25 protein-coding genes, 1 tRNA gene and 1 pseudogene are annotated in these 26,601 nt (G+C 66.6%); 14 read left to right on the forward strand and 13 right to left on the reverse strand.

The window, feature by feature from the left end:
* From AB4Y63_RS18160 to AB4Y63_RS18175, 4 genes are all read left to right on the forward strand, one after another.
* Positions 1-1,038 (forward strand): DUF222 domain-containing protein (locus AB4Y63_RS18160; protein ID WP_441792472.1); only part of this gene is annotated, 1,038 nt, incomplete at its 5' end.
* 214 nt (positions 1,039-1,252) lie between these two features.
* Positions 1,253-1,462: a heavy-metal-associated domain-containing protein gene (locus AB4Y63_RS18165; RefSeq protein WP_441792473.1), complete on the forward strand. Its 210-nt coding sequence runs from the start codon at positions 1,253-1,255 to the stop codon at positions 1,460-1,462.
* A 2-nt stretch (positions 1,463-1,464) separates the two neighbouring features.
* Positions 1,465-1,653, forward strand: a complete 189-nt coding sequence (locus AB4Y63_RS18170; RefSeq protein ID WP_441792474.1) for a hypothetical protein — start codon at positions 1,465-1,467, stop codon at positions 1,651-1,653.
* An 11-nt stretch (positions 1,654-1,664) separates the two neighbouring features.
* Positions 1,665-3,956: a heavy metal translocating P-type ATPase gene (locus tag AB4Y63_RS18175; protein WP_441792475.1), complete on the forward strand. Its 2,292-nt coding sequence runs from the start codon at positions 1,665-1,667 to the stop codon at positions 3,954-3,956.
* 221 nt (positions 3,957-4,177) lie between these two features.
* Here the strand turns inward: AB4Y63_RS18175 and AB4Y63_RS18180 are convergent, their stop codons facing one another.
* From AB4Y63_RS18180 to AB4Y63_RS18195, 4 genes are all read right to left on the reverse strand, one after another.
* Positions 4,178-5,851, reverse strand: coding sequence for an amidohydrolase (locus tag AB4Y63_RS18180; protein WP_441792476.1), 1,674 nt, complete (start codon positions 5,849-5,851; stop codon positions 4,178-4,180).
* Positions 5,852-5,865: 14 nt separating this feature from the next.
* Positions 5,866-7,341: a carboxylesterase/lipase family protein gene (locus AB4Y63_RS18185; protein WP_441792477.1), complete on the reverse strand. Its 1,476-nt coding sequence runs from the start codon at positions 7,339-7,341 to the stop codon at positions 5,866-5,868.
* Between the two features lie 193 nt (positions 7,342-7,534).
* Positions 7,535-9,262 (reverse strand): hypothetical protein, encoded by a 1,728-nt coding sequence (locus AB4Y63_RS18190; RefSeq protein ID WP_441792478.1) that lies wholly within the window; start codon positions 9,260-9,262, stop codon positions 7,535-7,537.
* Positions 9,259-9,954: a response regulator gene (locus tag AB4Y63_RS18195; RefSeq protein ID WP_441792479.1), complete on the reverse strand. Its 696-nt coding sequence runs from the start codon at positions 9,952-9,954 to the stop codon at positions 9,259-9,261. The genes AB4Y63_RS18190 and AB4Y63_RS18195 overlap by 4 nt, the downstream gene beginning before the upstream one ends.
* A 96-nt stretch (positions 9,955-10,050) precedes the next feature.
* Here AB4Y63_RS18195 and AB4Y63_RS18200 point away from each other — a divergent pair, with 96 nt between their 5' ends.
* Entirely contained in the window at positions 10,051-11,067 is a 1,017-nt protein-coding gene (locus tag AB4Y63_RS18200; RefSeq protein WP_441792480.1) for a magnesium and cobalt transport protein CorA, read from the forward strand.
* On the opposite strand, the gene AB4Y63_RS18205 is transcribed toward AB4Y63_RS18200, so the two are convergent.
* Entirely contained in the window at positions 11,064-12,071 is a 1,008-nt protein-coding gene (locus tag AB4Y63_RS18205; RefSeq protein WP_441792481.1) for an adenosine deaminase, read from the reverse strand. The genes AB4Y63_RS18200 and AB4Y63_RS18205 overlap by 4 nt on opposite strands.
* A gap of 154 nt (positions 12,072-12,225) precedes the next feature.
* On the opposite strand from AB4Y63_RS18205, the gene AB4Y63_RS18210 reads away from it, so the two are divergent.
* Both AB4Y63_RS18210 and AB4Y63_RS18215 read left to right on the forward strand, forming a co-directional pair.
* On the forward strand, positions 12,226-15,963 hold the full coding sequence (locus AB4Y63_RS18210) for an AAA family ATPase (RefSeq protein WP_441792482.1): 3,738 nt from the start codon (positions 12,226-12,228) through the stop codon (positions 15,961-15,963).
* Between the two features lie 187 nt (positions 15,964-16,150).
* Positions 16,151-16,390: a hypothetical protein gene (locus AB4Y63_RS18215; protein ID WP_441792483.1), complete on the forward strand. Its 240-nt coding sequence runs from the start codon at positions 16,151-16,153 to the stop codon at positions 16,388-16,390.
* A 65-nt stretch (positions 16,391-16,455) separates the two neighbouring features.
* On the opposite strand, the gene AB4Y63_RS18220 is transcribed toward AB4Y63_RS18215, so the two are convergent.
* The 3 genes from AB4Y63_RS18220 to AB4Y63_RS18230 are packed head-to-tail and all read right to left on the reverse strand — an operon-like array spanning position 16,456 to position 19,014.
* The gene (locus AB4Y63_RS18220) at positions 16,456-17,118 is read right to left on the reverse strand and encodes a response regulator (protein WP_441792484.1); all 663 of its coding nucleotides are present in this window, start codon (positions 17,116-17,118) and stop codon (positions 16,456-16,458) included.
* Positions 17,115-18,260 (reverse strand): sensor histidine kinase, encoded by a 1,146-nt coding sequence (locus AB4Y63_RS18225; RefSeq protein ID WP_441792485.1) that lies wholly within the window; start codon positions 18,258-18,260, stop codon positions 17,115-17,117. Before AB4Y63_RS18225 ends, AB4Y63_RS18220 begins: the two co-directional genes overlap by 4 nt.
* Before the next feature lie 4 nt (positions 18,261-18,264).
* Entirely contained in the window at positions 18,265-19,014 is a 750-nt protein-coding gene (locus AB4Y63_RS18230; RefSeq protein ID WP_441792486.1) for a DUF2306 domain-containing protein, read from the reverse strand.
* Positions 19,015-19,100: 86 nt separating this feature from the next.
* On the opposite strand from AB4Y63_RS18230, the gene AB4Y63_RS18235 reads away from it, so the two are divergent.
* Both AB4Y63_RS18235 and AB4Y63_RS18240 read left to right on the forward strand, forming a co-directional pair.
* A complete protein-coding gene (locus AB4Y63_RS18235; RefSeq protein ID WP_441792487.1) occupies positions 19,101-19,514 on the forward strand; it encodes an ankyrin repeat domain-containing protein in 414 nt (137 codons plus the stop codon).
* 101 nt (positions 19,515-19,615) lie between these two features.
* Positions 19,616-19,795, forward strand: a complete 180-nt coding sequence (locus AB4Y63_RS18240) for a hypothetical protein (RefSeq protein WP_441792488.1) — start codon at positions 19,616-19,618, stop codon at positions 19,793-19,795.
* Positions 19,796-19,808: 13 nt separating this feature from the next.
* On the opposite strand, the gene mscL is transcribed toward AB4Y63_RS18240, so the two are convergent.
* Positions 19,809-20,237: a large conductance mechanosensitive channel protein MscL gene (mscL, locus tag AB4Y63_RS18245; RefSeq protein ID WP_441792489.1), complete on the reverse strand. Its 429-nt coding sequence runs from the start codon at positions 20,235-20,237 to the stop codon at positions 19,809-19,811.
* 56 nt (positions 20,238-20,293) lie between these two features.
* On the opposite strand from mscL, the gene AB4Y63_RS18250 reads away from it, so the two are divergent.
* The gene (locus AB4Y63_RS18250) at positions 20,294-20,452 is read left to right on the forward strand and encodes a hypothetical protein (protein WP_441792525.1); all 159 of its coding nucleotides are present in this window, start codon (positions 20,294-20,296) and stop codon (positions 20,450-20,452) included.
* Positions 20,453-20,466: 14 nt separating this feature from the next.
* Here AB4Y63_RS18250 and AB4Y63_RS18255 read toward each other — a convergent pair.
* A pseudogene (locus AB4Y63_RS18255) lies at positions 20,467-20,607 on the reverse strand (FmdB family zinc ribbon protein); the annotation flags it as partial.
* A 46-nt stretch (positions 20,608-20,653) separates the two neighbouring features.
* On the reverse strand, positions 20,654-21,232 hold the full coding sequence (locus AB4Y63_RS18260) for a 5-formyltetrahydrofolate cyclo-ligase (RefSeq protein ID WP_441792490.1): 579 nt from the start codon (positions 21,230-21,232) through the stop codon (positions 20,654-20,656).
* Between the two features lie 34 nt (positions 21,233-21,266).
* Here AB4Y63_RS18260 and galU point away from each other — a divergent pair, with 34 nt between their 5' ends.
* The 4 genes from galU (at position 21,267) to AB4Y63_RS18280 (ending at position 24,254) form a co-directional block, all read left to right on the forward strand.
* Positions 21,267-22,160, forward strand: a complete 894-nt coding sequence (galU, locus tag AB4Y63_RS18265; protein WP_441792491.1) for a UTP--glucose-1-phosphate uridylyltransferase GalU — start codon at positions 21,267-21,269, stop codon at positions 22,158-22,160.
* 21 nt (positions 22,161-22,181) lie between these two features.
* On the forward strand, positions 22,182-22,841 hold the full coding sequence (locus AB4Y63_RS18270) for a GNAT family N-acetyltransferase (RefSeq protein WP_441792492.1): 660 nt from the start codon (positions 22,182-22,184) through the stop codon (positions 22,839-22,841).
* A gap of 53 nt (positions 22,842-22,894) precedes the next feature.
* On the forward strand, positions 22,895-23,920 hold the full coding sequence (locus AB4Y63_RS18275; protein ID WP_441792493.1) for a hypothetical protein: 1,026 nt from the start codon (positions 22,895-22,897) through the stop codon (positions 23,918-23,920).
* Between the two features lie 258 nt (positions 23,921-24,178).
* Positions 24,179-24,254, forward strand: a tRNA-Ala gene (locus AB4Y63_RS18280).
* A gap of 63 nt (positions 24,255-24,317) precedes the next feature.
* On the opposite strand, the gene AB4Y63_RS18285 is transcribed toward AB4Y63_RS18280, so the two are convergent.
* A complete protein-coding gene (locus AB4Y63_RS18285; protein WP_441792494.1) occupies positions 24,318-24,974 on the reverse strand; it encodes an SDR family oxidoreductase in 657 nt (218 codons plus the stop codon).
* An 89-nt stretch (positions 24,975-25,063) separates the two neighbouring features.
* Positions 25,064-26,506 (reverse strand): basic amino acid/polyamine antiporter, encoded by a 1,443-nt coding sequence (locus AB4Y63_RS18290; RefSeq protein ID WP_441792495.1) that lies wholly within the window; start codon positions 26,504-26,506, stop codon positions 25,064-25,066.
* Positions 26,507-26,601 lie beyond the last annotated feature (95 nt).

Below are 26,601 nucleotides of genomic sequence, written 5' to 3' on the forward strand. Positions count from 1 at the left end.
CAGATCAGCTACCGGCACGCCACCGTGCTCGCCGACCAGACGTTCACGCTCACCCCGGAGGACCGGGCCGCGCTCGAGAAGGCGGTGCTGCCCGGCGCCGGGAACCTGATCGTGTCCCGGTTCGCGCAGAAGACCCGCAAAGCCCGGGAACGGTTGGACCCGGAATCGATCACCGCCCGGCATCAGAAAAGCGTCGCCGACCGGGCGGTGTTCTTCGAACCCGCCGCCGACGGCATGGCCTACCTCAATGCGTTCCTGCCCGCCGGGCAGGCGCAGGCGATCTGCACCCGACTGACCAGCACGGCCCGCGGGTTGCAGCGGGCCGACGAACCGCGCACCCTGACCCAGTTGAAGGCGGATGTGCTCGCCGACCTGATCCTCGACCGCGACACCGCCGACGACGACGCGGACGACGACGGGAACGAAACCGACGGCGACGGCGCGGCGGCAGCGGGCACCGGCCGGACCCGCCGGAAGCGCCGCCGCGGGATCAAGGCGGACGTGGTGATCCTGGTCCCGGCGTTGACCCTGCTCGGCCGCAGCGTCGAGCCGGCGGTGCTCGAAGGGTACGGGCCGATCGACCTCGACACCGCCCGGGAACTCGCCGGCACCTCGCCCGGCTGGTTGCGGGTGCTCACCAACCCGGAAACCGGGGCGTTCCTCTCCGTCGGCCGCGACCGCTACACCCCACCGGCCGACCTGCGGGCGGCACTGCGGCTCCGGGACGCGACCTGCCGGTCACCCGGGTGCAGCCGGGCCGCCGCGGACTGCGACATCGACCACTCGATCCCGTTTTGGGAGAACGGCCACCGCGGCGAAACGAACCTGACCAACCTGGCGAGCCTGTGCCCGAAGAACCACCGCGACAAACACGAAATCGGCTGGTCCTACGTGCAAGACGACACCGGCACGATCACCTGGACCTCCCCGACTGGGCACCGGTACACGACCGAACCCGAACACCGGATCGGGCCCAGCACGCCGCCCGAAGAGCGCTCTGAATCGCTCCCGGCCGAGGTCGGAATTCCACCGTTCTGACGGTTGTGAGACCGGAATACAGGATCCCTCCGAGAAGCGTCGGCAAGCTCAATCGCGACTCAATCACTAAGGGGCTTGGTCGCTGGTGCGCGATCAGCGCTGCACTTGAGTGCTGCAGGACTTGTGGGGAATACCCCGCATGGGTCTAAGGTTGATCCAGGTGATACCCCCTAGGGGTACTTTATCGACAACGTGTGCACGAAGGAGACAACAGATGACGACCACTGAATTCGCCGTAACGGGGATGACCTGCTCACACTGCGAGCGTTCGGTCACCGCCGAGGTCACCCAGCTCGACGGCGTGACCGCGGTCGACGTCAGCGCGGCAACGGGAAAACTCGTGGTCACCAGCGCCGCGCCCCTCGACGACGCTGCCGTGATCACCGCCGTCGACGAGGCGGGTTACCAGGCGGTGCGGGCCTAACCATGCGCGCACCCGCCACATTGGGTTTGTTCGGCGCAGGGCTGGCTGCGATCTTCGCCGGTAGCCTGCTCGTCGGCCAAGCCTTGGCCCCTGTCATCGGGCCGGATGCGGAGTCGAGCGTCGGTTCGAACGTCGGCCCGAGCATCGCCCCGACCATTCAGCCCGAGCACAACGACGACGTGAATCACTAGAGGAATATCAGATGAGTGAGACCTCGCTCGAGACACCGATCGGCACCCGCATCGAACTCGAGATCGGCGGAATGACCTGCGCCTCCTGCGCGATGCGCATCGAGAAGAAGCTCAACAAACTCGACGGGGTGACCGCGACGGTCAACTATGCCACCGAGAAGGCGCGCGTCTTCGTGCCCGCCGGGGTCGACGCATCCGCTGTCATCGCCGAAGTCGAGAAGACCGGCTACACCGCAGCGCTCCCCGCCACGAAAGCGGATGCCGCCGGGAGCGGTGCCGGCTCCGGCGGCGACCGCGCCCCGGCCGACCCCGAATTAACGTCACTCCGCCAGCGCCTGATCGGCAGCATCATTCTCTCGGTGCCGGTGATCGTGCTCGCGATGGTGCCGGCGTTGCAATTCACTTACTGGCAATGGGCGTCGCTGGCCCTGGCCTCACCGGTGATCGTCTGGGCGGCCTGGCCGTTCCACAAAGCGGCCTGGATGAATCTGCGCCACGGAGCCGCCACCATGGACACCCTCGTGTCGGTCGGCACGATCGCCGCCTACCTCTGGTCGCTCTACGCTCTCTTCCTCGGAACCGCGGGCGTGCCCGGCATGACCCACGGTTTCGACTTCGCGCTCACCCGCTCGGACGGCGCAGCCAACATCTACCTCGAGGTCGCCGCCGGTGTGACCATGTTCGTGCTCGCCGGGCGCTATTTCGAGAAACGCTCCAAGCGTCAGGCGGGGGCCGCGTTGCGCGCGCTGATGGAGCTCGGTGCGAAAGATGTCGCGGTGCTGCACGGCGGCGTCGAGGCCCGCATCCCGACCGAGCAGTTGGCCGTCGGCGACGAGTTCGTGATTCGCCCCGGTGAGAAGATCGCGGCGGATGGCGTGGTCATCGACGGGCGGTCGGCCGTCGATGCGAGCATGCTCACCGGCGAATCGGTGCCGGTCGAGGTCGCAGTCGGTGACCCCGTGACCGGCGCAACGGTGAACGTGGGTGGTCGCCTGGTCATTCGCGCGACGCGGGTCGGCTCCGACACCCAACTGGCTCAGATGGCCCGGCTTGTCGAAGAGGCGCAGTCGGGCAAAGCCGAGGTGCAGCGTCTCGCCGACCGGGTGTCCGGCGTGTTCGTACCGATTGTCTTCGCGATCGCGGTGGCCACGCTCGGTGTCTGGATCGGTGCCGGCTTTCCGCTCTCGATGGGGTTCACCGCGGCGGTGGCCGTGCTCATCATCGCCTGCCCGTGTGCGCTCGGGCTGGCCACCCCGACAGCCCTCCTGGTCGGAACCGGCCGCGGCGCGCAGCTCGGCATTCTGATCAAGGGGCCAGAAGTTCTGGAATCGACCCGCACGGTCGACACCATCGTCCTCGACAAGACCGGAACCGTCACCACCGGCACGATGACCCTGCTCGAGGTGATCACTGCCGCGTCGACGTCCGACGCCACAACCGAGGCCGAGCTGCTGCGTGTCGCCGGTGCCCTCGAAGACGCGTCGGAGCATCCGATCGCCCGGGCCATCGCGAAGGGCGCCACGCAACGGGTCGGAGCGCTGCCGGTGCCCGAATCCTTCGTCAATGTCGAGGGTAAGGGCGTGCAGGGCGTCGTCGACGGGCACACCGTTCTCGTTGGCCGTGAGTCGCTGCTAGCCGACTGGTCGATCACTCTGGGCGAAGAGTTGGCGCTCGCGAAGTCACGCGCCGAATCCGAGGGTAAGACAGCGGTCGTGGTCGCTTGGGACGGCGAAGCACGCGGGGTGCTCGTGGTCGCTGACGCCGTCAAAGCAACGAGCGCCGAGGCGATTCGCCAGCTCAAGGCGCTCGGCCTGACCCCGGTGCTGCTCACCGGTGACAATGCCGCTGTGGCTGAGCACGTTGCCGCAGAGGTCGGGATCGACCAGGTGATCGCCGAGGTCATGCCGCAGCAGAAACTCGACGTGATCAGGCGGCTGCAGGCCGAGGGCAAGGTCGTGGCGATGGTCGGCGACGGCGTCAATGATGCCGCGGCGCTCGCCCAGGCCGATCTCGGACTGGCGATGGGAACCGGCACTGACGCCGCCATCGCGGCCGCCGATCTCACGCTGGTGCGGGGTGATCTGCGTGCGGCAGCGGATGCGATCCGGCTGTCCCGCAGCACGCTCGGCACGATCAAGGTGAACCTGTTCTGGGCGTTCGCCTACAACGTGGCGGCGATTCCACTGGCTGCGACCGGACTGCTCAACCCCATGCTGGCGGGCGCGGCGATGGCGTTCTCGAGCGTCTTCGTGGTGAGCAACAGCTTGCGGTTGCGGTCGTTCAGGTCTCACTCGGGGGCGTAAGGGGCGTTGGTGATCGAGTGGGCTCGGTGATCGAGCTTGTCGAAATCCGGTGACCAGGTCTCGAGGCCGACGTGCGTGGTCTCGACAAGCTCGACCAGCGGGGCTGGGTGCTCCCGGTGATCGAGCTTGTCGAGATCCGGTAACCCGGTCTGCGGATCGGCTCACGAGGTCTCGACAGGCTCGACCAGCGGAATCGGCTCGACCTACGAAATCGGCTCGAGCTACGAAATCGGCTCGACCAACGAAGCCTCAAAGACCGTCTTTCCGCCGAGAACGGTTTCCAGCACCGGGATGTTCGCGATGCTTCCCGCAGGCGAGGTGACGGCATCCGTCGCCAGCGGCGACGAACCGAGAACCACAAAATCGGCGAGTTTTCCGACCGCGATCGAGCCGACCTCGTGCTCAGAGAACAGCTGATACGCGCTGTCGAGGGTCTGCGCCCGCAGCGCCTGCGCGACGCTGATGCGCTCTGCTGGCGCCAACACCCGCCCCGACCGGCTGCGGCGGGTCGCCGCGATCTCGATATTGCGCAGCGGCTCCGGCGGAGTCACCTGGCCGTCGTTGTGGAAGGAGATCCGCACCCCGGCGGCCAGAGCCGACCCGGCACGCACCCAGACGGCACCGTGCTCGAGTCCGAACAGGCCCTCGACCAAGACGTCACCCCAGTAGTAGAGGTGATCGATGAACAGGCTCGTCGTGACGCCGAGGCGTGCGGCCCGATCGAACTGCTCGGGAGTCATTGCACCGACGTGCTCGAGTCGCAACCGGTGATCGGCTCGCGGGTGCCGCGCGAGCAGCCGCTCCCAGGCATCCAGAACCGCGTCGATGGCCAGGTCGCCGTGCGCATGGCAGGCGAGCTGCCAGCCTGCGACAAAATAGGCCTCGCTGATCTCTTCGATCTCGGCCTCGGTGTAGTTCGCGTGCCCGTGGTGGTGCGGTTCGAGTCCGAGCGCGCGGGTGGCCGCGGTGTCGAGGTAGGGGAACGACGTGGCGATGTTACCGACCCAGGGCGAACCATCCGCCCAGAGTTTGATACCGATCTGCCGCACCATGTCGTCGCCGTCGCCGGGCTGCGCGGCGCTCGTCTTCGCCGCCGTCGACATCTCGTAGAGCCGCAGTCTCACCGTCAATGCGCCGGCCTGCCGCGCTGCGTCGAGCCGGGCGCGACTGCTCGGGTCGAAACCGAGCTCGCCGATGGTCGTGATTCCCGCTGCGTTCAACCGGCGGGATTCGGCGGCGAGAAGGGCCACGAACTCGTCAGGCTCGATGGCCAGCGCCGGGCCGAAGATGAGCTCGGCGGCGCCGACCTCCTGCAGGCTACCGTCGAGGTCGCCGGCTTCGTCTCGCCCGAAGGAGGCGCCGACCGGGTCCGGCGTCTCACGGGTGACCCCGCTGAAGGTGGCGGCGGCGGAGTTGAACCATGCCGAATGGCCCGAATTGTGCAAGATGGCGAACGGCTTGTCGGGGCAGAGCTCGTTCATCCAGTCGAGGGTCGGCGTCGGCAGGCCGACCTGCAGGAGGGGATCCCAGCCGTTCGCGTAGACGCCGCCGGGGCCGGCGACGTCAATCGCGGCGTGCAGAATCGCGAGCGCCTGCGCAGCCGTCGCGGCGACGACCGGTCGGATGTCGACCATCCGTGGACTGATGAACACCGCTTCAGAGAGCGGATGCCCGTGCGCTTCGACGAATCCCGGCAACAGCACCGCGTCGCCCAGCTCGCTCACCTGAGTGTGCGTCCCGATCAGCGCGTCGGCACCGGCCCGATCGCCCACGTAAACGATGCGCTCGCCGAGCACGGCGACGGCCTCGGCGACCGCATGTTCGGGATCCAGGGTGAGCACGGTTCCGAGAAAAACGCGTTCAGCGAATGGGTGAGCAGCGTCAGCGTTGGCCATGGGGTCAGCTTAGGTCAGTGTCGCGGTGCCCCTGCGGACTGTCGCGCGGTGTCGTTCTGCAGCCGCAACTCGGCGTCGAGATCGTCGACCAGGGCATCCTGGCCGTCGAAGATCATCGTCGCGCGATGCTCGTCGAATGACGTCCAGACCGGTTCGCCGCCCGCGTGCGTGGGGATGCCGAGCTTCGCGAACGACAACCAGCGGTGCTGGAACCGCGCCGAGAGCCGCTGTGCGGCCGAATCGGAGGCGAGTGCTTCGAGCCGTGCGATCGGGCCACGGGGGAGGGCGCCCCAGAGGTAGGGGAGCTCAGAGGAACGCGGGGCTCGGCTGCCGAACGCCCGTCGAGATAGTGGTGTGTAGTCGAATCGATAGAGCCACACCGGCGCGAACCGGCTGTGGGCGTCGGCGATCGCGAGCGCCGCCAACCGGGGGTCGGTTCCCGTCGTCGTCGCGTGCCCATCGTGCTTGCTCGACAGCACCGCGGCCAGCCCCGTTGCCGCATCGTGGTTCGAACCGATCACGAGGGGGATGCGATGAGCCCGGCCGTTCTCCAGCGCGGTGAGCGGATGCTCGGGCACCAGCGTTCCGTCGACGACTGCGGCGAACGGAGTGCCGGCATCTGCTGACAGGGTGCGCGCTTCAGAAGGGCGGGTGGCCTCGGAAAGGCGCGTCGCCGCGACAAGCCGGGCCGCCGCAGCAACCAGGGCGACTGACGGCTTCTCGCGCAACAGGTGGATGTCGGTGGGGTGCACGCGGAGCATCGCCAAGACCGTGCGTGCGGTGTTCGCGGCGTCGACGGCGCTGTGCGCTGTGACGGCCGGTGGGCTCTGTGCGATCGCTCGGTGAAAGAGACCGGCGGCCGTCGGCACCCCGAGAAGGGTGGTGACAATGGCGCCGCCGGAGGATTCCCCGCCGATGGTGACCCGGCTCGGGTCGCCGCCGAACTGGGCGATGTTGCTCTGCACCCACTCAAGCGCGGCGATCACATCGCGCACGGCGAGATTCGAGTCGAACGGTTGCTGACGCGTCGCAAACGACGAGAAGTCGATAAAACCGGGGATCCCCAGTCGGTAGGTGACGCTCACCACGACAACGTCGCCGTTCTCGGCCAGTGATCGACCGGAGAACGGGCGCACGTTCGCGGCGCCCTGCAGGTTGTCGCCGCCGTGAATCCAGAACAGGACGGGCTTGCGGGAGGTGCCACCCGACGGCGACCACACGTTGACGGTCAGGCAGTCCTCATGCATACGTCCGGCGGCCGTGCGGGAAAACACCGATGAGCGGGGTTGGGGCGACTGCGACCCGAATTCCGTCGCATCGACGATGGCACCGGCGAGCGGTGGTGGCTGCGGTGCGCGAAAACGAAGCTCTCCGAGAGGCGGCGCGGCGTAGCGGATGCCCCTCCACACATTGGTGGAGCCGTCGAGAGTTCCGCGGACGGCACCGAATTCGGTGTCGGCGACTACTCCGATGCTGTGCGTAGATTCCACAAGTCCCCCCTCCTGTGCAGACTACGACAGCGGCATGCGCAGACTTCGAGGGTGTTCGGTTAACGCGACCTTTTCATTGTCGGTGATCGAGGAGCAGCCGACGGAGGAGGCMGCGTCTCGAGATCAGGCGAGCCGATCTCTGAACCTGGTTGCGTCCGGAGGTCGACTTACGAGGTCACTTCGAAGTGGTCGATCAGGCCAACTCGACGATGAGCGACACCTCGCCGCGCGATTCGCTCAGCGTCACGGCGCTCGCGGAGCTCTGGAGGGAGCGCAGTCCGAGACCGTTCGTCGGCCCCGACGAGATCACGCCAGCCGACCTGACGGTGATGATCGCACGGGGGAGGGGGCCGGCAACGCCCAGGTGCACGTCGACACGCTGCCCGTTTCCGTGTCGCACGGCGTTCGTGAACCCTTCGGAGAGGGCATCCACCGCCATCTCGGTGCGCGCCGCGTCGGCAGCGAGCACCGGCCAGATCTCGTCGTCGTACCGCGCCGTGATGCGCAGCGCGCTACCCCACATGGTGATGAGCGCCTTGACTTGTTCGGCTGCCGGTGTGGGGTCCACGACGTCGTCTTGCGCGACCTCGTGCTTGATTCGCGCGATGGTGGTCATCACGTCGCCCCACGCGTTGGTGGACAGCGGGTCGGTGGTTGCCGAGGAGCGGCGTTGAAGTGAGAGCGCCGCTGCGACCAACTCGCCCTGCACCGCCGTGTGCAAGAGATGTGCCGTGCGCTTGCGTGCCAGCCGCAGCCGACTATGAGTGTGTGCGGTGTGCTGCACTTCTTCCGCCAGCAGCTCGGCAAGTCGTTGCTCGTCGCTGGCGAGTTCCGCCGCGGTGGCGGCGATGATGCTGAGCGCGAGCGCGAAACTTGGATAGATGAACGCCGGTGACCAGTTCATGGTGGGCGAGTACCCAGCGGTGTGCGCCGACCAGTGCATGACGAGGGTGGCCACGATCGCAGTGGAGGTGTAGCCGAGCGAAAGCACGGCGATCCGCGCGCCGGGGTTCTGCACCATGCGCGTGAGCACTGCTGTCAGGGCGCTGCCGGACAGATAGAGCCCGGCGCCCAGCACCAGCTGAATCACGGTGAAAGTCACACTGACGTTGGTGAGAAGGTGAGGGAGAAAGACCAGAGCGAGCAACAGGTACGGGAGCACAATCGGCGCTGGTTGCAGTGCGGCCAGGATGCGGGACGACCGCTCGATGAATGACACGGGACCGCCGATGGCCGGGGGCGCGACCGCTCGGCCTTCTTCGCGATAGAGCTCGTGGCTCATCGGCCGTACGATGTCGTCGGCGATCGCCCGCAACAGCGCGGATGCCTGCGTTGCGTCGAGAGGCTCGGCCCGCCGCGAATCGAGCGTGGCATCGATGCGCACGGTGACATCGTCGACGTACTGACGCCGCAGTCCCTCCAACTGTTGCTCATCGAATTCGCGCTGCAGATTCAGCGTGGTCAGGGCTGAGCGCAAACGCCGTTGCACCGCTTGGTGCCGCCGGAGCACATCGATCAGCAACGCGATGAGGGTCAGCATCGTGATCGTGCACACGACATTGATCGCCACGCGGGTGAACACGGCGCCGGGCTGCATCTGCAGCCCGATGGCATCCGACACCACGATCAAAAGAAACGGCCGCGAGGCGCCGAGAACGGCGAAGACGATGAGCGCCCGTGCTCGACGATGGCGTCGCTGGCCGGGCCGCAGCACGGTGTAGCGGGCGGCGAACATTCCCGCCCCGGTGAGCACGTGCACGATCGCTGCAACGGCGAACTCGGCTCCGCGCACCGGAGTCGTGTCGACGTACTCTGACCCGCCCATCACGGTCACGGCGAACGGGAACGTGAGCAACCACGACCAAATCGTCAGAACGTTGGAACCGAACGCCCGGTCGAGCCACCGAAAGCGGCGGGTCATCCGGGCGACTCTGACGATGCGACGTCGGCGGCCACCGGAAGCGGAAAGCCGAAGACCCGCAGGTAGAGGTTTGTCGCAGCGACCCGCGGTGTGATCGATGCGTCGTGCGTCAAGCCCAGAGCGTCGAAGGTGCGGGTGAGCGTTTTCTCCAGCGCGCGCAGGCTCGTTCCGCGCCGGCGGGCGATCTCCGCGTTCGACGAACCGAGCGCCACGAGCCGCAGGGTGTCGAGTTGGGTGTGGGTGAGACGGGCAATCCGATCGATCGGAGCCTCGATCGACGGCGCCGACGAGGGTGACGTCGGAGTCGCGGAGAGCGCCGCATTCACTGCCTGGATGAGGGCATCAACCGACTCGATCGCTGCCTTGTTCACGAACACCGATCCAACGGGCGCGTTGGCCGCGCCGGGTGCGGTGCCGGCCCGCGGGTAGTTGGTGAGAAAGACGATTGCCATGTGTGGGGCCTTCGCATTCACGATCACCGCCAGTTCGATGCCGTTCGGGCGTGATCCGAGATCGATGTCGGTGATCAGCACATCGGGGTCGAGATCGTCGAGGTCGGCCAGTGCTCGGCTCGCCGAGTCCCGGTCGTGCACGATGAATCCGGCGTGACGCAACGCATCGGCGATGAGCGCACGCATGAACGGTTGGTCCTCGACGACGAGCGCAGTGCGCGTCCATCCCCCGTCGGCCATGGATTCAGGGTAGTTGCTGAGGCACGGTCGGCGAAAGCCGCTGCGCGGCACAACCTCATCTGCCTGACACACTGGTACCGCGAGTGAGGAGACCCGATGGCGCTGATTGACAACGCGATCTATGTGGGAGGCAAGCGTGTTGCAACGCCGGCCACCCTCGACGAGACGTACGAGGTGATGAAGGCCCACAACGGCTTCGCCTGGATCGGGCTGTACCGGCCGACCGACGACGAAGTGTGGTCGGTGGCCGAGGAATTCAGCCTGCACCACCTGGCCGTCGAAGACACGCTGAAGGGTCACCAACGGTCGAAACTCGAACGGTACGGCGACGTGCTGTTCATCGTGCTGCGCCCCGCCCGGTACATGGATGTCGATGAGCGCGTGGAATTCGGCGAGCTTCATGTGTTCGTCGGCCCCGACTTCGTGGTGACAATTCGTCATGCGGAGTCGCCGGATCTCGCGAAGGTTCGCCACCGGCTCGAGGCCGAAGAAGGGCTGCTCGCCTTGGGGGCTGAGGCCGTGCTCTACGCGATTCTCGACCAGGTGGTCGACGAGTATGCGCCGGTGATGGCGGGCCTGCAGAACGATATCGACGAGATTGAAGATCAGCTCTTCGACGGCGATCCGGCCGTCGCCCGGCGCATCTACGCGCTGTCTCGCGAGGTCATCGAGCTTCAGCGTGCGACCCAGCCGATGGTCGGGATGTTCGAAGCTCTGCAACGCGGCTTCGACAAATATGCCGTCGACCTGGAACTGCAGCGAAGACTGCGCGACGTGCTCGACCACACCATACGGCTCGTCGACCGCGGCGACTCGTTCCGGCAGCTCTTGCAGAACGCCCTCACCACCCACTCGACCCTCGTCGGGCAGCGACAGAACGACGAAATGCGCCGCCTGTCGGAGACGAGCCTCGCGCAGAGCGAGGAGGTCAAGAAGATCTCAAGCTGGGCGGCGATCCTTTTCGCACCGACGTTGGTCGGAACGATCTACGGCATGAACTTTCGGGTGATGCCAGAGCTGGAGTGGCAGTACGGCTATCCGTTCGCCCTCGCGCTGATGGTGGGGATGGGGTTCGGGCTCTACTTCGTGTTCAAGAAGCGCGGTTGGCTCTAGGCCTGCGCCTGCACCCAGGTGTCGACCTCCTCGGCCAGCGCAGCCTTCTCGGCGGCCGTGAGAAACGACGCCTCGATTCCGTTGCGGGCCAGGAGGGCCAGCTGCGCGGCATCCAGATCGAACTCGGCGGTCAACGCCGCCATGTTCTCGTCGACATAGCCGCCGAAGTACGCCGGGTCGTCGGAATTGACCGTGACGAGAAGTCCCCGCTCGAGCATGCCGAGCAGCGGGTGGTCGGCCAGGGTGTCGATGACGCGCAGGCGCACGTTCGAGAGGGGGCAGACGGTGAGCGGAATGCGCTCGGCGACGAGGCGCTCGACCAGCGCGTCGTCTTCGAGACTGCGGATGCCGTGATCGATGCGTTCGACCTTCAAGAGGTCGAGGGCTTCCCAGACGTAGGCGGGCGGGCCCTCCTCGCCGGCATGCGCGACCACGTGCAGGCCGTTCGCGCGGGCCAACTCGAACACCTCGGTGAACAGCGACGGCGGGTAGCCGACTTCGGCCGAATCGAGTCCGATCCCGTCGATGGTCACACCATCGGCCACGTCGCCGGCGAGAATCTGCCGCAGAATCGCGAGCGCCTCGGCTGCCGGGCGATCGCGCAAGAAGGTGACGATCAGTTTGGTGCTGACCCCGAACTCGGCCGCCGAGTTTGCCAGCGCATCATGTACGCCGCCGAGCGCGGTCGCCAACGGGATGCCGCGGCTGGTGTGCGCTTGCGGGTCGAAGAAGATCTCGGCGTGACGTACCCCGCCCGCTGCGGCGCGTTTCAGGTAGGCGCGGGTCAGATCGGCGAAGTCGACGCGCTCGCGCACCACATCGAGATTGCGGTAGTACAGGTCGAGAAAAGAGCTGAGATCGCTGAACTCGTACTGGGCGCGCAACTCGTCGAGCGACGCCCAGGGGAGGGTCACGTTGTTGCGGGCGGCGAGCTCAAAGATGAGTTCCGGCTCGAGGGTGCCTTCGATGTGCAGGTGCAGTTCAACCAGGGGGAGTGCCATCATTCCATTCTGCCGGTTCGGCGGCCCCCGAGAGGCCGTTCCGGGAGGCCCCTCACGAGACTCCAACCAACACGCCCGACCAGTAAATAAGGGCGAGAAACCGCGAAACCCGCACCGCCTCACGGCAAATGCCGCTTCGGCGAATTAGGGTAGGCCTGTGTGGCGCCTCGATAGAAAACCAGAAGACGACGACAATCTGTCCGAGTACTCGGGCGCGCCTGCACCCGATCCGAACGGCAAGACGTCGCCGCACGCGATCAGCCTGGGCGATCCGACCCTGCTCGCCGGCAACATCGCCGAACCGGTCTGGCAGCGTTGGCGCGACGAACTGGCTCAGGTCGGCGGGCGCTCGCCGCTGCTGCACTTCTCTGACAGTCCACGCACACGCATCGAACTGAGCGCCTCGCATCCGGGCGGTCTGCCCCAATTCATCACCGGCAAGACCACACTGCTGTCGAACCTGATCCGTGACGAGCTCGCCCTCCGAAACGCCCGCCTCGCCGCCGGAGAGATCACTCAGAAGGGCATCGAGTTGCGCTCGATGCGCGGCATCGAATCGGTGCACCTGGCGATCGGACTGGCCGAATGGCGACACGGCAACGTCGATTTCAATGCCCCCGTCTTGCTGCGGCCCATGGCCATCCGTCGCTACGGCCGTGACTTCGAGCTCAAACTCAACGGCGCCCCCTACCTCAACCCGGAGCTGGCGCGTGCGCTGCACGACCAGTTCCAGATCACTCTCGACGCCGACGCGTTCGTGGCCCTGGCGATCACGAACGGTGCGTTCAAACCGCAGCCGGTGATCGACCGCCTGCGCGGACTCACCTCGCACCTGCCCTGGTTCAACGTGGTTCCCCGCCTGGTCGTGTCGTCGTTCGCCGACGTCGGCCGGGCGCTCGCCGCCGATGCGGCCAACCTCGAGCACCCGCTGCTCGACGCGGTCGCCGGCAACCCACGTGCCCGCGGCGTCGTGGAGTCGGCCTACCAGCCGGTCGCCCCGGTGGGTCAGGATGCCCGCCCGCCGGCCACCGACACGCTGCTGCTCGACGCCGACGCCGAGCAAGAGAACGTGGTCAGCCAGATCGCGGCCGGCAACTCGCTCGTGGTGAAGACCTTGCCGGGCACCGGCGGAACCCAGACGATCGTCAACGCCATCGGCGCGCTCATCGCGCAGCACAAGCGTGTGCTCGTGGTCAGCGCGCGTCGGTCGAGCCTCGACGGCATCGCGCACCGGTTGCAGCAGGTCGGTCTGCAGGGTGTCGCGGTGAGCCCGCGGACGCTCCGCCGCGACCTGATTCAGTCGATCACCCGCAACGAGAAGGTCACCCAGCCGCAGGTCGGCGATGTCGACGACGCGCTCGTGCGTCTGCGCAAGGTGCTGCTCGACTACCGCGGTGCTCTGACCCGGCGCGACCCGATGCTCGGCGTCTCCGTGCTCGACGCCCTGGGCGAGCTGGCTCGTCTGGCCCAGCTTCCCTCGCCGCCGGCCACCACTGCACGCCTCGACCGCCGGGCTCTCGAGCTTCTCGCCCACGACCGGGCCACCGCCGCAGAGACGCTGATCAAGGCCGCTGCCTTGGGCGAGTTCCGCTACGGACCCGGCGACTCACCCTGGTACGGCGCGGCATTCGCGAACACGAACGAGGCGTCGACCTCGCACGAGCTGGCCAAGCGCATCAACCAGCACGAGCTGCCGCGCCTGCTCGAACGCGCCAACGGACTCGTCGGGCAGACCAAGCTGCGCCCCTTCGAGACGATCACCGAGCTGGGCATCTACCTGCGCCTGCTGCTCGACATCCGCGAAACGCTTGACCGGTTTCAACCGGCCGTTTTCGACCGTCCGCTGACGGAGCTGATCGCCGCGACGGCGGCCCGGCGCGATGCACCCGAGATGTCGGGCGCCAGCCGTCGACGTCTGCGCAAGCTGGCGGAGGAGTACCTGCGGGCCGGCGTTCATGTCAGCGACATGAACGAGAGCCTGCGTCGCATCCAGCAGCAGCGCACGCTCTGGCAGCGCTACGTCGTGGCCGGATCGACACCCGAGGTGCCGGTCGGCATCGCCGATGTGCACGTCGCCTACGCCCGGGTGGCCGAAGACCTGGCGAAACTGGACGGCCCGCTCGGCATTGCGGGCACGCCCCGGCAGCTTGCCAACCGCCCGGTCAAGGAGCTCGTGCACACGATCGCCGGTCTCGCCGCCGAGAGCGAGGTGCTCGCCAATCTGCACGAGCGCACCGCACTGCTCTCGACACTGCGCGAGAGCAACCTCGACCCGTTGATGACCGACCTGTCGCGCCGTCACGTCTCCGAACAGGATGTCGCCGCCGAGCTGGAACTCGCCTGGTGGCAGTCGGTGCTGGAGACAATGCTCTCGGCCGACAAGGCACTGTTGAACGCGAACACTCAGGTGCTCGACCGTCTCGAAGCCGACTTCAAACTCGTGGACGAGGCGCACGCATCCACCACCGGTCAGCTGCTCGCCTGGATGCTCGGGGAAACCTGGAAAATCGGTGTCGTCGACTGGCCAGACGAGGCGAACTCGCTGCGCCGGATGCTGCGTGCCGACCGGGCGACCCCCGAACTGCTGCAGTCCGAGGCTCCGCACCTCGGACGCGTGCTCGCCCCCGTCTGGCTCGCCTCACCCTACGAAGTCGCCAGCCTGACCGACGCGGCCCAGTTCGACTCGGTGCTGCTGGTCGACGCCGGCGCGACGACCCTGGCCGAGAACCTCGGTGCGATTCGCCGCGGCAAGCAGATCGTCGCCTTCGGTGACCCGGTCACGCAGACGCCGTCGCCGTTCACGACGGCGCTGACGGATGCCGCGGACTCAAACCTCATTCAGTCGGCTCCGCCCGCGCAGGAGACCAACGTCGACGCGCTGCACGCCGACTCGGCGCTGGCCCGGCTGGGCGAACTGCTGCCGACGCTCACGCTGACGCGCAGCTACCGGGCCGGCGGCGAAGACCTCGCCGAGCTCGTCAACCACCGTTTCTACGGCGGCCGCATCGACTCGCATCCGTGGGCCGGAAGCTTTCTCGGTCACGGCAGCCTCACCCTCAACTACGTCGCCGGCGGCCACGGTATGCCCGACCCCGACAGCGGCGCCGTCGAGAGTGTTGACGCCGAGGTGACGCAGGTCGTCGCTCTCGTGATGGAGCACGCGATGAAGCGCCCACGCGAGTCGCTCATGGTGATCACGGCCAGCGCCCGCCATGCGGTGCGGGTGCACCAGGCCGTGCTCGCGGCGTTTGCCAAGCGCACCGATCTGTCTGACTTCATACTGAAAGACCGGGCCGAGCCCTTCACCGTGCTCACCCTCGAGCAGGCGGTCGCGCAGAGCCGCGATCGGGTGATCTTCTCGATCGGCTACGGGCGCACGCCGCACGGACGGATGCTCTCGAACTTCGGCTCGCTCGGCGAGCCCGGGGGAGAACGCCTGTTGGCCATCGGCATGACGCGGGCGCGCCGGTCGATGGATATCGTGTCGTGCTTCCGGCCGTCGGACATCGAAATCGATCGCCAGCGCTACGGGATTCTCGCGCTGGCGCAGGTGCTCAGCGAGACCGAAACAGCAGCCAGTGAGGTATCGGCACCGGATGCGCGTGAGGCGCTGCTGGTCGACCTGGCGTCACGGCTCGAGGGTCTCGGGCTGCGCGTCTCACTCGGGCACCGGGGCAAACTCGCGCTCGCGGCGTCGTACAACGGGCGGGCGGTGGCCGTCGAAACCGATGCGGTCGTCGGTCGCTCGAGCCTGCGCGAATCGCTGCGCCTCCGCCCCGAAGTGCTGCGCCGTCTCGGCTGGCACTACCTGCGGGTGCACAGTTTCGATCTGTTCACGAACCCGGATGCCGTGGCGGCGCGGGTGGCGGCGCTGGTCGGGGTGCGGCCGGAGTAGTAGCCCTCGGTTGTCGAAGGTACCGAGACGTGGTGGGCCAAATCTGCCGCGTCGAATCCGCCGACTTTGACACTTGCGGTCGAGTTTCCCCGGTTTGCCGGGCAAACTCGACCGAAACGGTCAAGCTCGGCGGGTCTCGTCAAGCTCAACCACCGAGATGGCGATGCTGTCCCGGTACCCTTGAAGGATGAGCACCGACGACCCGACGCCCGGCACCCCGCGGCTGGACGTACCGCGTCAGGCGATCGTGAAAGCCGGCGGCCGCTCACGGCGCGCGCGGCTCGAACCGGCACCGAACACCGACCCCAGCCCCGACGTTCCGGTCGAACGTGAAGAGGGTGGCGTCGCATCCGTCAGCGGGGACAAGCCCGCGTCGAAGGGCGAGAACGACGACCGCCTCCGTCTAGACCGTCCGCCGCACTGGTAGCCGCTCTGACAGCCGCACCGGTCGCCGCACCGGTCGCCGTGCTGCTCGCGAAGCACAGGTAGGTATCAGGAGCGCTTGTCGACGCGATCGGTCTGATACGCCCAGATGGCGACCTCGACCCGATTGCGGGCGCCGATCTTGGCCATCAGGCTGGCCAAATGCGTCTTGACCGTGCTGAGCGTGATGAAGAGTTCGCTCGCGATCTCACCGTTGCTGAGCCCCCGTGCGACAGTGCCGAGCACCTGCTCTTCGCGGTCGGTGAGCGGTTCTATCGGCTGCGCCCGAGTTGTGCTCGGGGTGGCACCGGCAAAAGCCTCCAGCAGCCGCACCGTGACGTTCGGCGCGATCAGCGCATCGCCGGCCGCGGCCGCACGCACCGCCTGGGCCAGCAGCGCCGTGCCGGCATCCTTCAACAGGAATCCGCGGGCACCGGCCCGCAGGGCCGCGAAGACGTATTCGTCGAGATCGAAGGTCGTGATCACCACCACCGCGAGCGGATCGGGAACGCCGGGCCCGGCGAGAGCCCGGGTCGCCTCGATGCCGTCTTGGCCGGGCATCCGGATGTCGAACAAGCAGACATCGGGGCGCAACTCGCGGGCGAGGTGCACGGCTTCAATCCCGTCGACCGCTTCGCCGACCACCTCGATGTCGGGCTGCGCGTTGAGGATCATCCGCAGTCCGGTGCGCACGAGCTCTTGATCGTCGGCGACGAGCACACGAATTGTCATGTCGACCAGCCTGCCCGAGGCAGGACCGCGCTGACCACCCATCCGTTTCCCGGCGCGCGGCCGGCCTGGCAGGTTCCGCCGAGCAGGGTCGCGCGCTCGATCATGCCCCGGATGCCGTAGCCCGGCACAGCGGGCGGGCCGGCTTCGCCGTCGTCGCTCACGCTCAGACTGACGCGGGCTTCGTCGGCGTCGACCAGCACGGCGATCCGCGTCGCATGCACAGCATGGCGGCGGGCGTTGGTGATGGATTCCTGCACGAGCCGGTAGATCGCGGCGGCGACCGTGGGAGGGATGCTCTCGACGTCGCCGGTGATGTGCACATCGACGGCGGGTCCATCTGTCACACCGCTGCCCTGCCCGGGCTGCTGAGCGAGCAGAGCAAGGTCGGCCACCCGCGGGTTCGGCGTCAACGCTGCGGCCTCGTCCTGGCGCAGGATGCGAACCATCGAGCGCATCTCTGACAGCGTCTTGGATGCCTCCGCTTCGATCACGCGCAGGGCGTCGGTCGCCGCTTCGGGGGATCCGGGCGCCATGGCCAGTCCGGCCTGGGCGCGGATGGCGATGGCCGACACGTGGTGGGCGACGGTGTCGTGCAGATCGCGGGCCAGCTGCTCGCGCTCGATCAACCGGGCGCTCTCCAGCTCACGTTGCCGCGAGCTCGCCCGAAATCGGAAGGCCAGGCCGAGGCTGATCGTGACCAGAAGCACGGTCAACCCGCCGACGACATCCGCGACGCTCGTGCTGGTGAGCAGCGGGACGGCCGCGCTGGCCAGCAGCAGGGGGAGCCCGATGACCAAGGCTCGTCCGTTGCCCCACCGCACGAGTGAATACGGCAGTAGCAGCAGAAAAACGCTCGTGAACAGCTGAATCGACCCGCCGAGAAAAGCCGACACGACGCCCGTCGTGATGAAGGCGATCGCGATCATGGCAAGTGGATACGTGCGGCGCCAGAGCAGGGTCGGGGCCACTGCGATCAGCACAATCACTGAGAGCACCGGCGCCGGAATGTTCGGCCGAAGTATGCCCTCGATCACCGCGAGAGCGGTCACCGCCGCGACCAATGCCCAATCCCGCCACACACGCCGTGGCGGTGGTGGGGTGGCGCCTGGCGCATGCCAGATCGAGCGCAGCGGAGCGACCATGCTCTTATGATACGAGCGCATCGGACCGTGCGGATCGGCCGGAAGTACGAGACAGCCCGCGCGATGACCCGGCGCGACGGCGGTGGATGACGTACTCAGCGACCGCCAGGTTGATCACCCAGGCCGCTCCCATCAGTAGGGCCTTGGTCGTGGCGTCGGTCGCGCCGATCAGAAGCATCCAGGGAAGCATGATCAGCGCCTGGGTTCCGGCACCGACGCCGATGGCGTAGCCGCGGGTCATCCACTCGCTGTGGCGCACGTACTTGTGTCGACGCACTGCGACGAGGCCGAGCACGAGACTCGCCAGCATCGCCCCGCCGAAGATCAGCCGCAGGACGAGGAGAATCTGGCCGTCGCTCGGCGGCAACGGGTAGAACACCGACATCCAGAGCCCCGAGAGGGCGGCGATCAGACCGGCGGGCACCAGAATGCGTCCGGCAATCCGGTGCCAGGACCGGCGCTGTCGCAGGGAGGGCACGAACTGGAAGGCGCCGAGCAGACTGAACACCGTGACGCCGATGATGTGCAGCACGACGGGGATCGGGGAGTCGAAAAAGCGGGAGTTGTCTGCTGTCACGGTGGCGCCGCTCGTCAGTTCGGTCAGTCGTGACGCCCCGGCAAGCACCGGGATCAGGCTGAGCAAGATCAGCCCGGTGGGAGCGAGCCACTGGGGCCGGCGAGATGTCGATGTCGTCTTCGTCGACCTTTTCATCGGGAGGAAGGTACCGGGCGAGGCTTCTGCGCGTGATGTCATGGCTCGAGCCTCGCCGGAGCGCTCGGTTGCGGCATCGGCCGAACGGCCGGAGTTCGCTCGGCCGAATGAACGAAATAATAGAAACCATGCGTGACGAGAATTCTGAACCCACCGATGTCGACCTGAACGCCCAGATCGTGGACGGTGTCTTCGACCTGGCGCGTGTGGGCGCAACCGACGAGCTCGGCGAGATGATCGATGCGGGCGTGCCCCTCGACATCCGTAACGGTCGTGGCGACACCCTGCTGATCGTTGCCGCCTACCAGCAGCACGGCGACACCGTCGCGGAGCTGCTGCGACGCGGAGCCGACGCCTCGGTCGTCAACGGAATGGGCCAGACCGCCATCGCCTGCGCCGTGTTCCGGGGCAACGAAGAGATCCTGCGGGCGTTGCTCGATGCCGGCGCGAATCCGGCTCTCGGCACCCCGACGGGAGTTCAGATCGCCGACCAGTTCGGGATGCCGCGAATGCGTGAAGTGATCGAGTCATACGGGGCCTGAGCTCAGGCCTCACTGAGCCCTGAGCGCCGTGAGCCTGATGCCGGCCTCGGCCCAGTCGCAGACGGTTAGGCTTGAGTGTGGGCAAAAGATTGGATTCAACCGTGGACGAGCCGAGGGCAGATGCCCCAACCGATCCGTCGGATGCTCCGCAGCCCGCGCCGAAGAAGCGTCGTCGCTCGCGCTATGCGCTCGCCGACGTGCTGCTGCGGCGTCTCGCGCTGGGCGGCTTTGTCGTGATCGCCATCGTGGCGGCGATCATCACGGCGGTCAACGGCCGCTAGACGGCACCGACAACTACAGCGTGTGCCTCGACCCGCTTGGCGCGCCGGCTGCCAGCAGGTCACGGATCTCGACGAGCAGGTCGACCTCGGATGCGGGAGCGGCATCGGGCACCGGCAGCTTGCCACCGTTGCGACGACGCTCCTGCGCTTCCTTCATCTTGTTGATCGGCATGACGAAGACGAAGTAGACGACTGCGGCGATCAACAGGAAGTTGATGACTGCGGCGAGCACCAGGCCGAAGGCCAGTCCTCCGCCGCCCGGAAGAGGGAGAACCAGTGCCTTCGCGAGATCTTTGGAGTCGAAGATCGACGCGATGAGCGGGTTGAAGATTCCGTTGACGAGCGCCGTGACGACGGCGGTGAACGCAGCGCCAATGACCACGGCGACGGCAAGGTCGATGACGTTGCCGCGCATGATGAATTCTTTGAAGCCTTGAATCATGGCCGTTCCTCCGGTGAGCGGGAGGGACCTATGAAGCTGAAGGTGCCGCCGCGCTCGTGCTCGTTGATGCAGATGCTGAGCTTGAGACACTACCGGAGGTGCTCGGTGCAGCTGTAGTTGACGTGGCGGCCGACTTCGAGGCCGAGTCAGAAGAGGAGCTGCCCGACGACGCCTTGATTGTCGACTTGCCGGAGTCGCGCGAATCGTTGCGGTAGAAGCCCGAACCGTTGAAGGTCACGCCGATCGACGAGAAGACCTTGCGCAGTTTGCCCTGGCAGGTGGGGCAGACGGTGAGGGAGTTGTCGGTGAATGCCTGCTGAATGTCGAAGGCGGTGTCGCACGCGGTGCAACGGTAAGAATAGGTGGGCACTGAATCTCCAGCTGAGGGTCTCGACGGGCGGGTGCGCGTCGAACGTTTAGAACGAGAGAATTCTCGTCGGGGTGATCAGGCCGTTGACCGCCTGATCGTGTATTTCGTGGGGAACCTCATCGACGAACTCGTTGTCGTAGACGACGGCGTATACCGGTGGGCTTTTCTCCATCGACCCGAGGGTCTTGTCGTAGTAGCCGCGCCCCCAGCCCATGCGCACACCCTTCTCGTCGACGGCGGCGGCCGGCACGATGATGAGGTCGACATCATTGATGGCGATCGGACCGAGCAACTGACCGGCGGCCTCCGGCATCCCGTGGATGCCTTCGACTTCTTCTTGTTCTTCGCCGACCGTCCAGTCGAGCAGACCGTCTTCTCGGGAGACCGGAAACAGAATGCGGATGCCCTCTGCCTCGGCCCAGTTGAGGAACGGGCGCGTGTTCGGCTCATTGCGAGCTGAGAGGTAGCAGGAAATTGACCGTGCGGACAGGTCGATCACCAAACTTTGAAGGTTTTCGGTGAATCCGGCGGTCGCCGCATCGCGTTCACGCGAGGTGAGGTTAGAACGGCGCTCCCGCAATTCCGCGCGGAGCGCCCTCTTTCGGTGACCGATGTCAGAGACCATGCCTTTCATCCTAGATGCCGATAACGTAGGGGCCATGGGAACCAAGATCACGAAGGCAGTAATACCGGCGGCGGGGCTCGGTACACGATTCCTCCCGGCAACGAAGGCGATGCCGAAGGAGATGCTGCCGGTAGTCGATAAGCCGGCCATCCAATACGTCGTCGAGGAGGCCGTCGCCGCGGGGCTGCACGATGTGCTGATGGTCACCGGGCGCAACAAGAACTCCCTGGAGAACCACTTCGACCGGGTGACCGAGCTGGAGGCATTGCTCGAGCAGAAGGGCGATCGGGAACGCCTGGCCAAGGTCAACGCCTCGACCGACCTCGCCGACATGCACTACGTGCGTCAGGGCGATCCCCTCGGGCTCGGCCACGCCGTTCTGCGTGCAAAGATGCACGTCGGCAACGAGCCGTTCGCGGTGCTGCTCGGTGACGACATCATCGACGCCCGCGACCCGCTGCTCGACAAGATGTTGACCGAGCAGGAGAACCGCAACACCAGTGTCATCGCGCTGCTCGAAGTCGATCCGTCGCAGATCCATATGTATGGTGCGGCTGCCATCGAACCGACCGACGACCCCGACGTGGTTCGGGTGACCGGCCTGGTCGAGAAGCCGTCGGCTGAGGATGCTCCCTCCAACCTCGCTATCATCGGCCGCTATGTGCTGCGCCCCGAGGTCTTCGAGGTGCTCGAGCACACCAAGCCCGGCAAGGGCAATGAGATTCAGCTGACCGATGCGCTGCAGGAGATGGCGATCACGCCGGAAACCACCGGCGGCGTCTACGGCGTCATCTTCCGGGGGCGCCGCTACGACACCGGCGACCGCGTCGACTACATCAAGGCAATCGTGCAGCTCGCCGTCGACCGCGACGACCTGCGCGAACAGCTGCGTCCGTGGCTGCGCGATTTCGCCGCGACCCTCGACTAACGACTAAAGAGGCACCCAGCAATGGCGATCACGATCCCGACGCTCCGCGACGGATCTATTACCCTCCGACCGATCCGGGTGCGCGACGCGCGGGCGCTGGACAGCGAACTGATGGCAAACCGCAGCTGGCTGCGCAAGTGGGAAGCAACGAACCCCTACGCGCCGATGTCGTTCGACACCCGCTCCAGCATCCGGAGCCTGCTCACGCATTCTCGCTCGGGACACGGGCTGCCGTTCATCGTCGAGTATGAAGGGCAGCTTGCCGGTCAACTGAACGTCTCGTCGATCAGCTGGGGCTCACTCTCCAGCGCGACGATCGGCTACTGGGTGGGGGAGCGGTTCGCCGGCAAGTCGATCACGCCGACCGCGGTGGCCCTGGCCACCGACTACTGCTTCTACCAGCTCGGTTTGCACCGGATGGAGATTTGCATCCGCCCGGAGAACGAGGCGTCGTTGCGCGTCGTCGAGAAGCTCGGCTTCCGCTACGAGGGTCTGCGGCGGCGCTACATCCACATCAATGGCGACTGGCGCGACCATTTCTGTTTCGGGCTGGTGGCTGAGGAGCTGCAGCAGGGTGTGCTGCAGCGGTGGCGGGCCGGGGTCGTCCCGCCTCATGCAGCGACGGTGACCGCCGAAGATCGTGCCGCGGCGGCGCATCAATTGCCCATTATTGATCGATGACACACCCCCGGTAATCAGCCACGCACTGCCCGGGAACTCATACCGTAAGGAACATGAGCGGTGAGGTGCTGGGCGGGGGCGTAATGGTGGCGGTGGCTGCCCTCTTGTGGGTTGCCTATTTCATGCCCACCTGGGCACGCCGAAGGCAGTACAACGCAATGGAACGCAACGCTGTTCGCCTGCAGCAGACCCTGCGAATTCTTGCCGAGACGGCCGAGATCCCGACGCAGGTCAGGCTCGAAGCGAACGCTCGCACGGTGTCGAGTCAGCAGAAGCTGCTGGCCCAGGCCGAGGCGAAAGCCCGTGCCGAGTTGAAAGCGTCGACGAACGCTGCAATCGCAGCGCGTCGGGCCGCGGTGGTCAAGGCTGCCGCAGCGCTGCCGACCGCTACGACGGTGTCGGCGTCCGTGTCGGCAACCGCCGGCTCCGTTGCACGCCAGTTCACCCCCGACATCGCGCAGGCCTCGAAGCGTCGCCTGCGCGCCCAACGTGCGCGTCGTGCGCTCCTCCTCCTTGTCGGCGCCGTGTCGGTAGTGGCCGGCATCGTCGTCGGTGTCGTCAGCGGAACCTGGTTGCTGTTCGGCCTCGGGGCGGTCGCCTCGGTCTGGGCGCTTGGCGGACTATCGCGTCTGGCCCGGGTTGCCCGCGCCGAGCGAGTTGCTTCGCAGCACGTCGTTGTCGAACAGCCGGCTCCGCGCCAGCGCGTTCAGCGGTTCGAGCCGGTGCACTTCGACGAGGCGCCGGTTGCCGCCCCCACCTGGACTCCGAAGCCGCTTCCGCGCCCGATGTACCTCACGCGCGGATCGGTGTTGCAGACCGCCATGGCCTCGGTGGATGCCGGCGCCGAGTTGCGCAAGGCGGCCACAGAAGCCGAGTTGGCCCGCCGTGCCGCAGAACGTGAGATTGCGTTTGCCGCGGCAGTCACCCCGATCACCAAGCCGACCCGCGTGGCCGCGCCGGCCGCATCCGCTGCGCCCGCTGCGTCAAGCAAGTTCGCCTCGATGGGAATCGTCGGCGACACCGAATCCGGCATGAGCGACCTCGATGATGTGCTGCGTCGTCGCCGTGCAGCCGGATAGCGAAGACCCGGCCAATCTGCCTGCCGATTCTTCTGAGGATCTGGGCGGGGATCCCGCCTGCTGGCTGGCGAATGTCTGCCCGGAGTGCGGCGCCTCTGTCGACGATCCGTCGGTGGGGGTGTGCCCGAAGTGCGGCGGAGCGCTCCCTCCGCCTGCGTGATCGGACTCCTGGGGTGAAATTGGCGACACGAAGTAGGCCGGGAACGGCGATCTGGCGAAAAGTACTCCGAATCGCGTGATATTCTGCATAAGCAGTTTGGGGCTATGGCGCAGTTGGTAGCGCGTCTCGTTCGCAATGAGAAGGTCAGGGGTTCGAATCCCCTTAGCTCCACCAACGATGAAGAGCCCGGCACGAAGTGTCGGGCTCTTCGTCGTTAATGAACGCTGTGATTCGAGGTCAGTCGGTCAGCAGGTCCAACGCATCGTCGATCGGCGTCGTCCCGTTGTTGAACTGGATGAACATTCCGGCAGTGGCCGGCCGCTCCAGCACCGACGCGGCCACCAGCGCCACGTCTTCTCGGCTGACCCGGCCGCCCGCAGCGTCATCGCCGACGTCGATCAAGCCGGTGGCGGGCTTGAGGGTGAGCGTGCCGGGACCGAGAATGGTCCACGACAGCGCGGTGCTGCGCAGATACTCATCCGCCGCGGCTTTGGCCTCGGCGTAGACGAAGAAGGGGTTGTCTGAGGGAACTCCATGGTCGAGGCTCGCACCGAAATAGGACACCATGACGTACCGGTCGACTTCAGCGGCGCGTGCGGCATCCATTGAACGGATGGCGGCATCCCGGTCAATCGCCCAGGTGCGCGCTGGATTGCCACCGCCGGCGCCCGCCGACCACACCACGGCGTCGTGACCGGCAAATGCCGCTGCGAAATCTTGGGTCGAGGCCTGCTCCACATCCAGGACCACCGGAGTGGCGCCGGCCCGGATCACGTCGTCACTCTGCAAAGGGTTGCGGATGATCGCGCTGACGGAATGGCCCGCTTCGGCCAGCACGTGGGTCAGGTGCAGCGCCACTTTTCCGTGGCCGCCGACAATTGCGATGCGTGACATGGTCTTCCTCTCGGTCGTTGCAGTTCCAGACAATCACAGGTTGGCCGTGCAGGGGCGGCCGGAGACGCACCGGGGCAAGCTCCTGCCGCCTAGATGCTCACGAACCCCGTCGCCAGCCCGACGCCTCCCGCGATCGCACCGATCAACACGACGATGAAGACCACCCAGCCGGGCGTCGTGAAAAGCTTTCCGGACTGTTCACGGCGTGCAATCGCGTACAACAGCGTCGCGGGGGCGAGCAAGATGCACGAGAGCAGCAGGAATTGCGTTCCCGCGGCGAACACGAGAAACAGCGTGTAGACGACGGCGATGGAGGCGACGACGAGCTCCCGAGTGCGTGTGCGCTGCGGAACGCCGGCATAGCCATCCCTCTCGATCGCGATCTTGAGGGCGTAGCCGGCGACGAGCACGAACGGCACCAGCGACAGGGCCGCCGTCAGATCCAGCATGAAGTCGAGGGCTCCGCTGGCGAAGTACACGAGAATCAGCAGGAGCTGGATGAACAGCGTGCTCAGGAGCAGGGCGTTCCCGGGGACATCCTTTTTCGTGGTCTTCGCCAGAAACTGCGGCAGATCTTTGTCTTTCGCCGCGGCGAACAGCACTTCGGCGGCCATCAGGCTCCAGGCAAGGTAGGCGCCGAGCACCGCGATGATCAGGCCGGCGCTGATGAACCAGGCTCCCCACGGGCCGACGACGGCCTCGAGCACACTGCCGACGGACGGTTGGCGCAGCGTGGCCAGCTCGTCTTGGGGAAGGATGCCGTAGGAGATGATCGACACGGTTGCGAAGAGGGCGAGTACCGAGACGAATCCCAGCACGGTCGCCCGCCCGACATCCTTCCGTTTTCGGGCGTAGCGCGAGTACACGCTGGCGCCCTCGATGCCCAGGAACACGAAAACGGTGACGAGCATCGTGCCTTTCACCTGTTCAAACAGGCTGGTGCCGCCGGCGCTGGCTCCGCCACTGAGGTTGGCGATGAACACGTCGGGTTTGAAAGCGAAGATCGTCACCACGACGAACAGCAGCAGCGGGATGATCTTGGCCGCCGTGATGATGGCGTTGAGGCCGGCAGCCTCCTTGACCCCGCGCAGAATCAACAGGTAGAAGCCCCACACGAAGACCGACGAGACGAGGATCGCCGACACCGTGTTGCCGTCGCCGAAGGCCGGGATCAACGGACTCAGTGTCGAGGTGATCAGAACCCAGTAGAACGCATTCCCCGCGCACGAACTGGCCCAGTAGCCGATCGCCGAGAGAAAGCCGGGATATTTGCCGAAGCCCGTGCTGGCATACACATAGACGCCGTTGTCGAGCAGGGGTTTGCGCACGGCGAGGCTCTGGAAAACGAAGGCGAGGGTGAGCATGCCGGCCCCGGCGATCGCCCACGCGATGACCGCACCGACGACGCCGGTTTCTGCCGCGAATCGCTGCGGCAGAGTGAAGACTCCGGCCCCGACCATCGAACCGACGACCAAGGCGGTGAGAGCGGGGACGCTGAGCTTGTCGGAGTGCGCCGTTTCGGTCGTGGTCACGATGCTCCTCAGCTGTCGCAGTCACGCGGACCGTATTCGCCCCTGCGGCTTCCGCTCACCAGTTTACTGGCGGGCCGTTCGCGGCCGCCCCGGTG

The sequence above is a fragment of the Leifsonia sp. YAF41 genome, from assembly GCF_052113185.1.
In the GTDB taxonomy this organism is placed as follows: domain Bacteria; phylum Actinomycetota; class Actinomycetes; order Actinomycetales; family Microbacteriaceae; genus Cryobacterium.

Coding starts and splice junctions, on each gene's coding strand:
- AB4Y63_RS18165 (WP_441792473.1), top strand. CDS start 1,253: ATGACGACCACTGAATTCGCCGTAACGGGGATGACCTGCTCACACTGC.
- AB4Y63_RS18170 (WP_441792474.1), top strand. CDS start 1,465: ATGCGCGCACCCGCCACATTGGGTTTGTTCGGCGCAGGGCTGGCTGCG.
- AB4Y63_RS18175 (WP_441792475.1), top strand. CDS start 1,665: ATGAGTGAGACCTCGCTCGAGACACCGATCGGCACCCGCATCGAACTC.
- AB4Y63_RS18180 (WP_441792476.1), bottom strand. CDS start 5,851: ATGGCCAACGCTGACGCTGCTCACCCATTCGCTGAACGCGTTTTTCTC.
- AB4Y63_RS18190 (WP_441792478.1), bottom strand. CDS start 9,262: ATGACCCGCCGCTTTCGGTGGCTCGACCGGGCGTTCGGTTCCAACGTT.
- AB4Y63_RS18195 (WP_441792479.1), bottom strand. CDS start 9,954: ATGGCCGACGGGGGATGGACGCGCACTGCGCTCGTCGTCGAGGACCAA.
- AB4Y63_RS18200 (WP_441792480.1), top strand. CDS start 10,051: ATGGCGCTGATTGACAACGCGATCTATGTGGGAGGCAAGCGTGTTGCA.
- AB4Y63_RS18205 (WP_441792481.1), bottom strand. CDS start 12,071: ATGATGGCACTCCCCCTGGTTGAACTGCACCTGCACATCGAAGGCACC.
- AB4Y63_RS18215 (WP_441792483.1), top strand. CDS start 16,151: ATGAGCACCGACGACCCGACGCCCGGCACCCCGCGGCTGGACGTACCG.
- AB4Y63_RS18220 (WP_441792484.1), bottom strand. CDS start 17,118: ATGACAATTCGTGTGCTCGTCGCCGACGATCAAGAGCTCGTGCGCACC.
- AB4Y63_RS18225 (WP_441792485.1), bottom strand. CDS start 18,260: ATGGTCGCTCCGCTGCGCTCGATCTGGCATGCGCCAGGCGCCACCCCA.
- AB4Y63_RS18230 (WP_441792486.1), bottom strand. CDS start 19,014: ATGACATCACGCGCAGAAGCCTCGCCCGGTACCTTCCTCCCGATGAAA.
- AB4Y63_RS18235 (WP_441792487.1), top strand. CDS start 19,101: ATGCGTGACGAGAATTCTGAACCCACCGATGTCGACCTGAACGCCCAG.
- mscL (WP_441792489.1), bottom strand. CDS start 20,237: ATGATTCAAGGCTTCAAAGAATTCATCATGCGCGGCAACGTCATCGAC.
- AB4Y63_RS18260 (WP_441792490.1), bottom strand. CDS start 21,232: ATGGTCTCTGACATCGGTCACCGAAAGAGGGCGCTCCGCGCGGAATTG.
- galU (WP_441792491.1), top strand. CDS start 21,267: ATGGGAACCAAGATCACGAAGGCAGTAATACCGGCGGCGGGGCTCGGT.
- AB4Y63_RS18270 (WP_441792492.1), top strand. CDS start 22,182: ATGGCGATCACGATCCCGACGCTCCGCGACGGATCTATTACCCTCCGA.
- AB4Y63_RS18275 (WP_441792493.1), top strand. CDS start 22,895: ATGAGCGGTGAGGTGCTGGGCGGGGGCGTAATGGTGGCGGTGGCTGCC.
- AB4Y63_RS18285 (WP_441792494.1), bottom strand. CDS start 24,974: ATGTCACGCATCGCAATTGTCGGCGGCCACGGAAAAGTGGCGCTGCAC.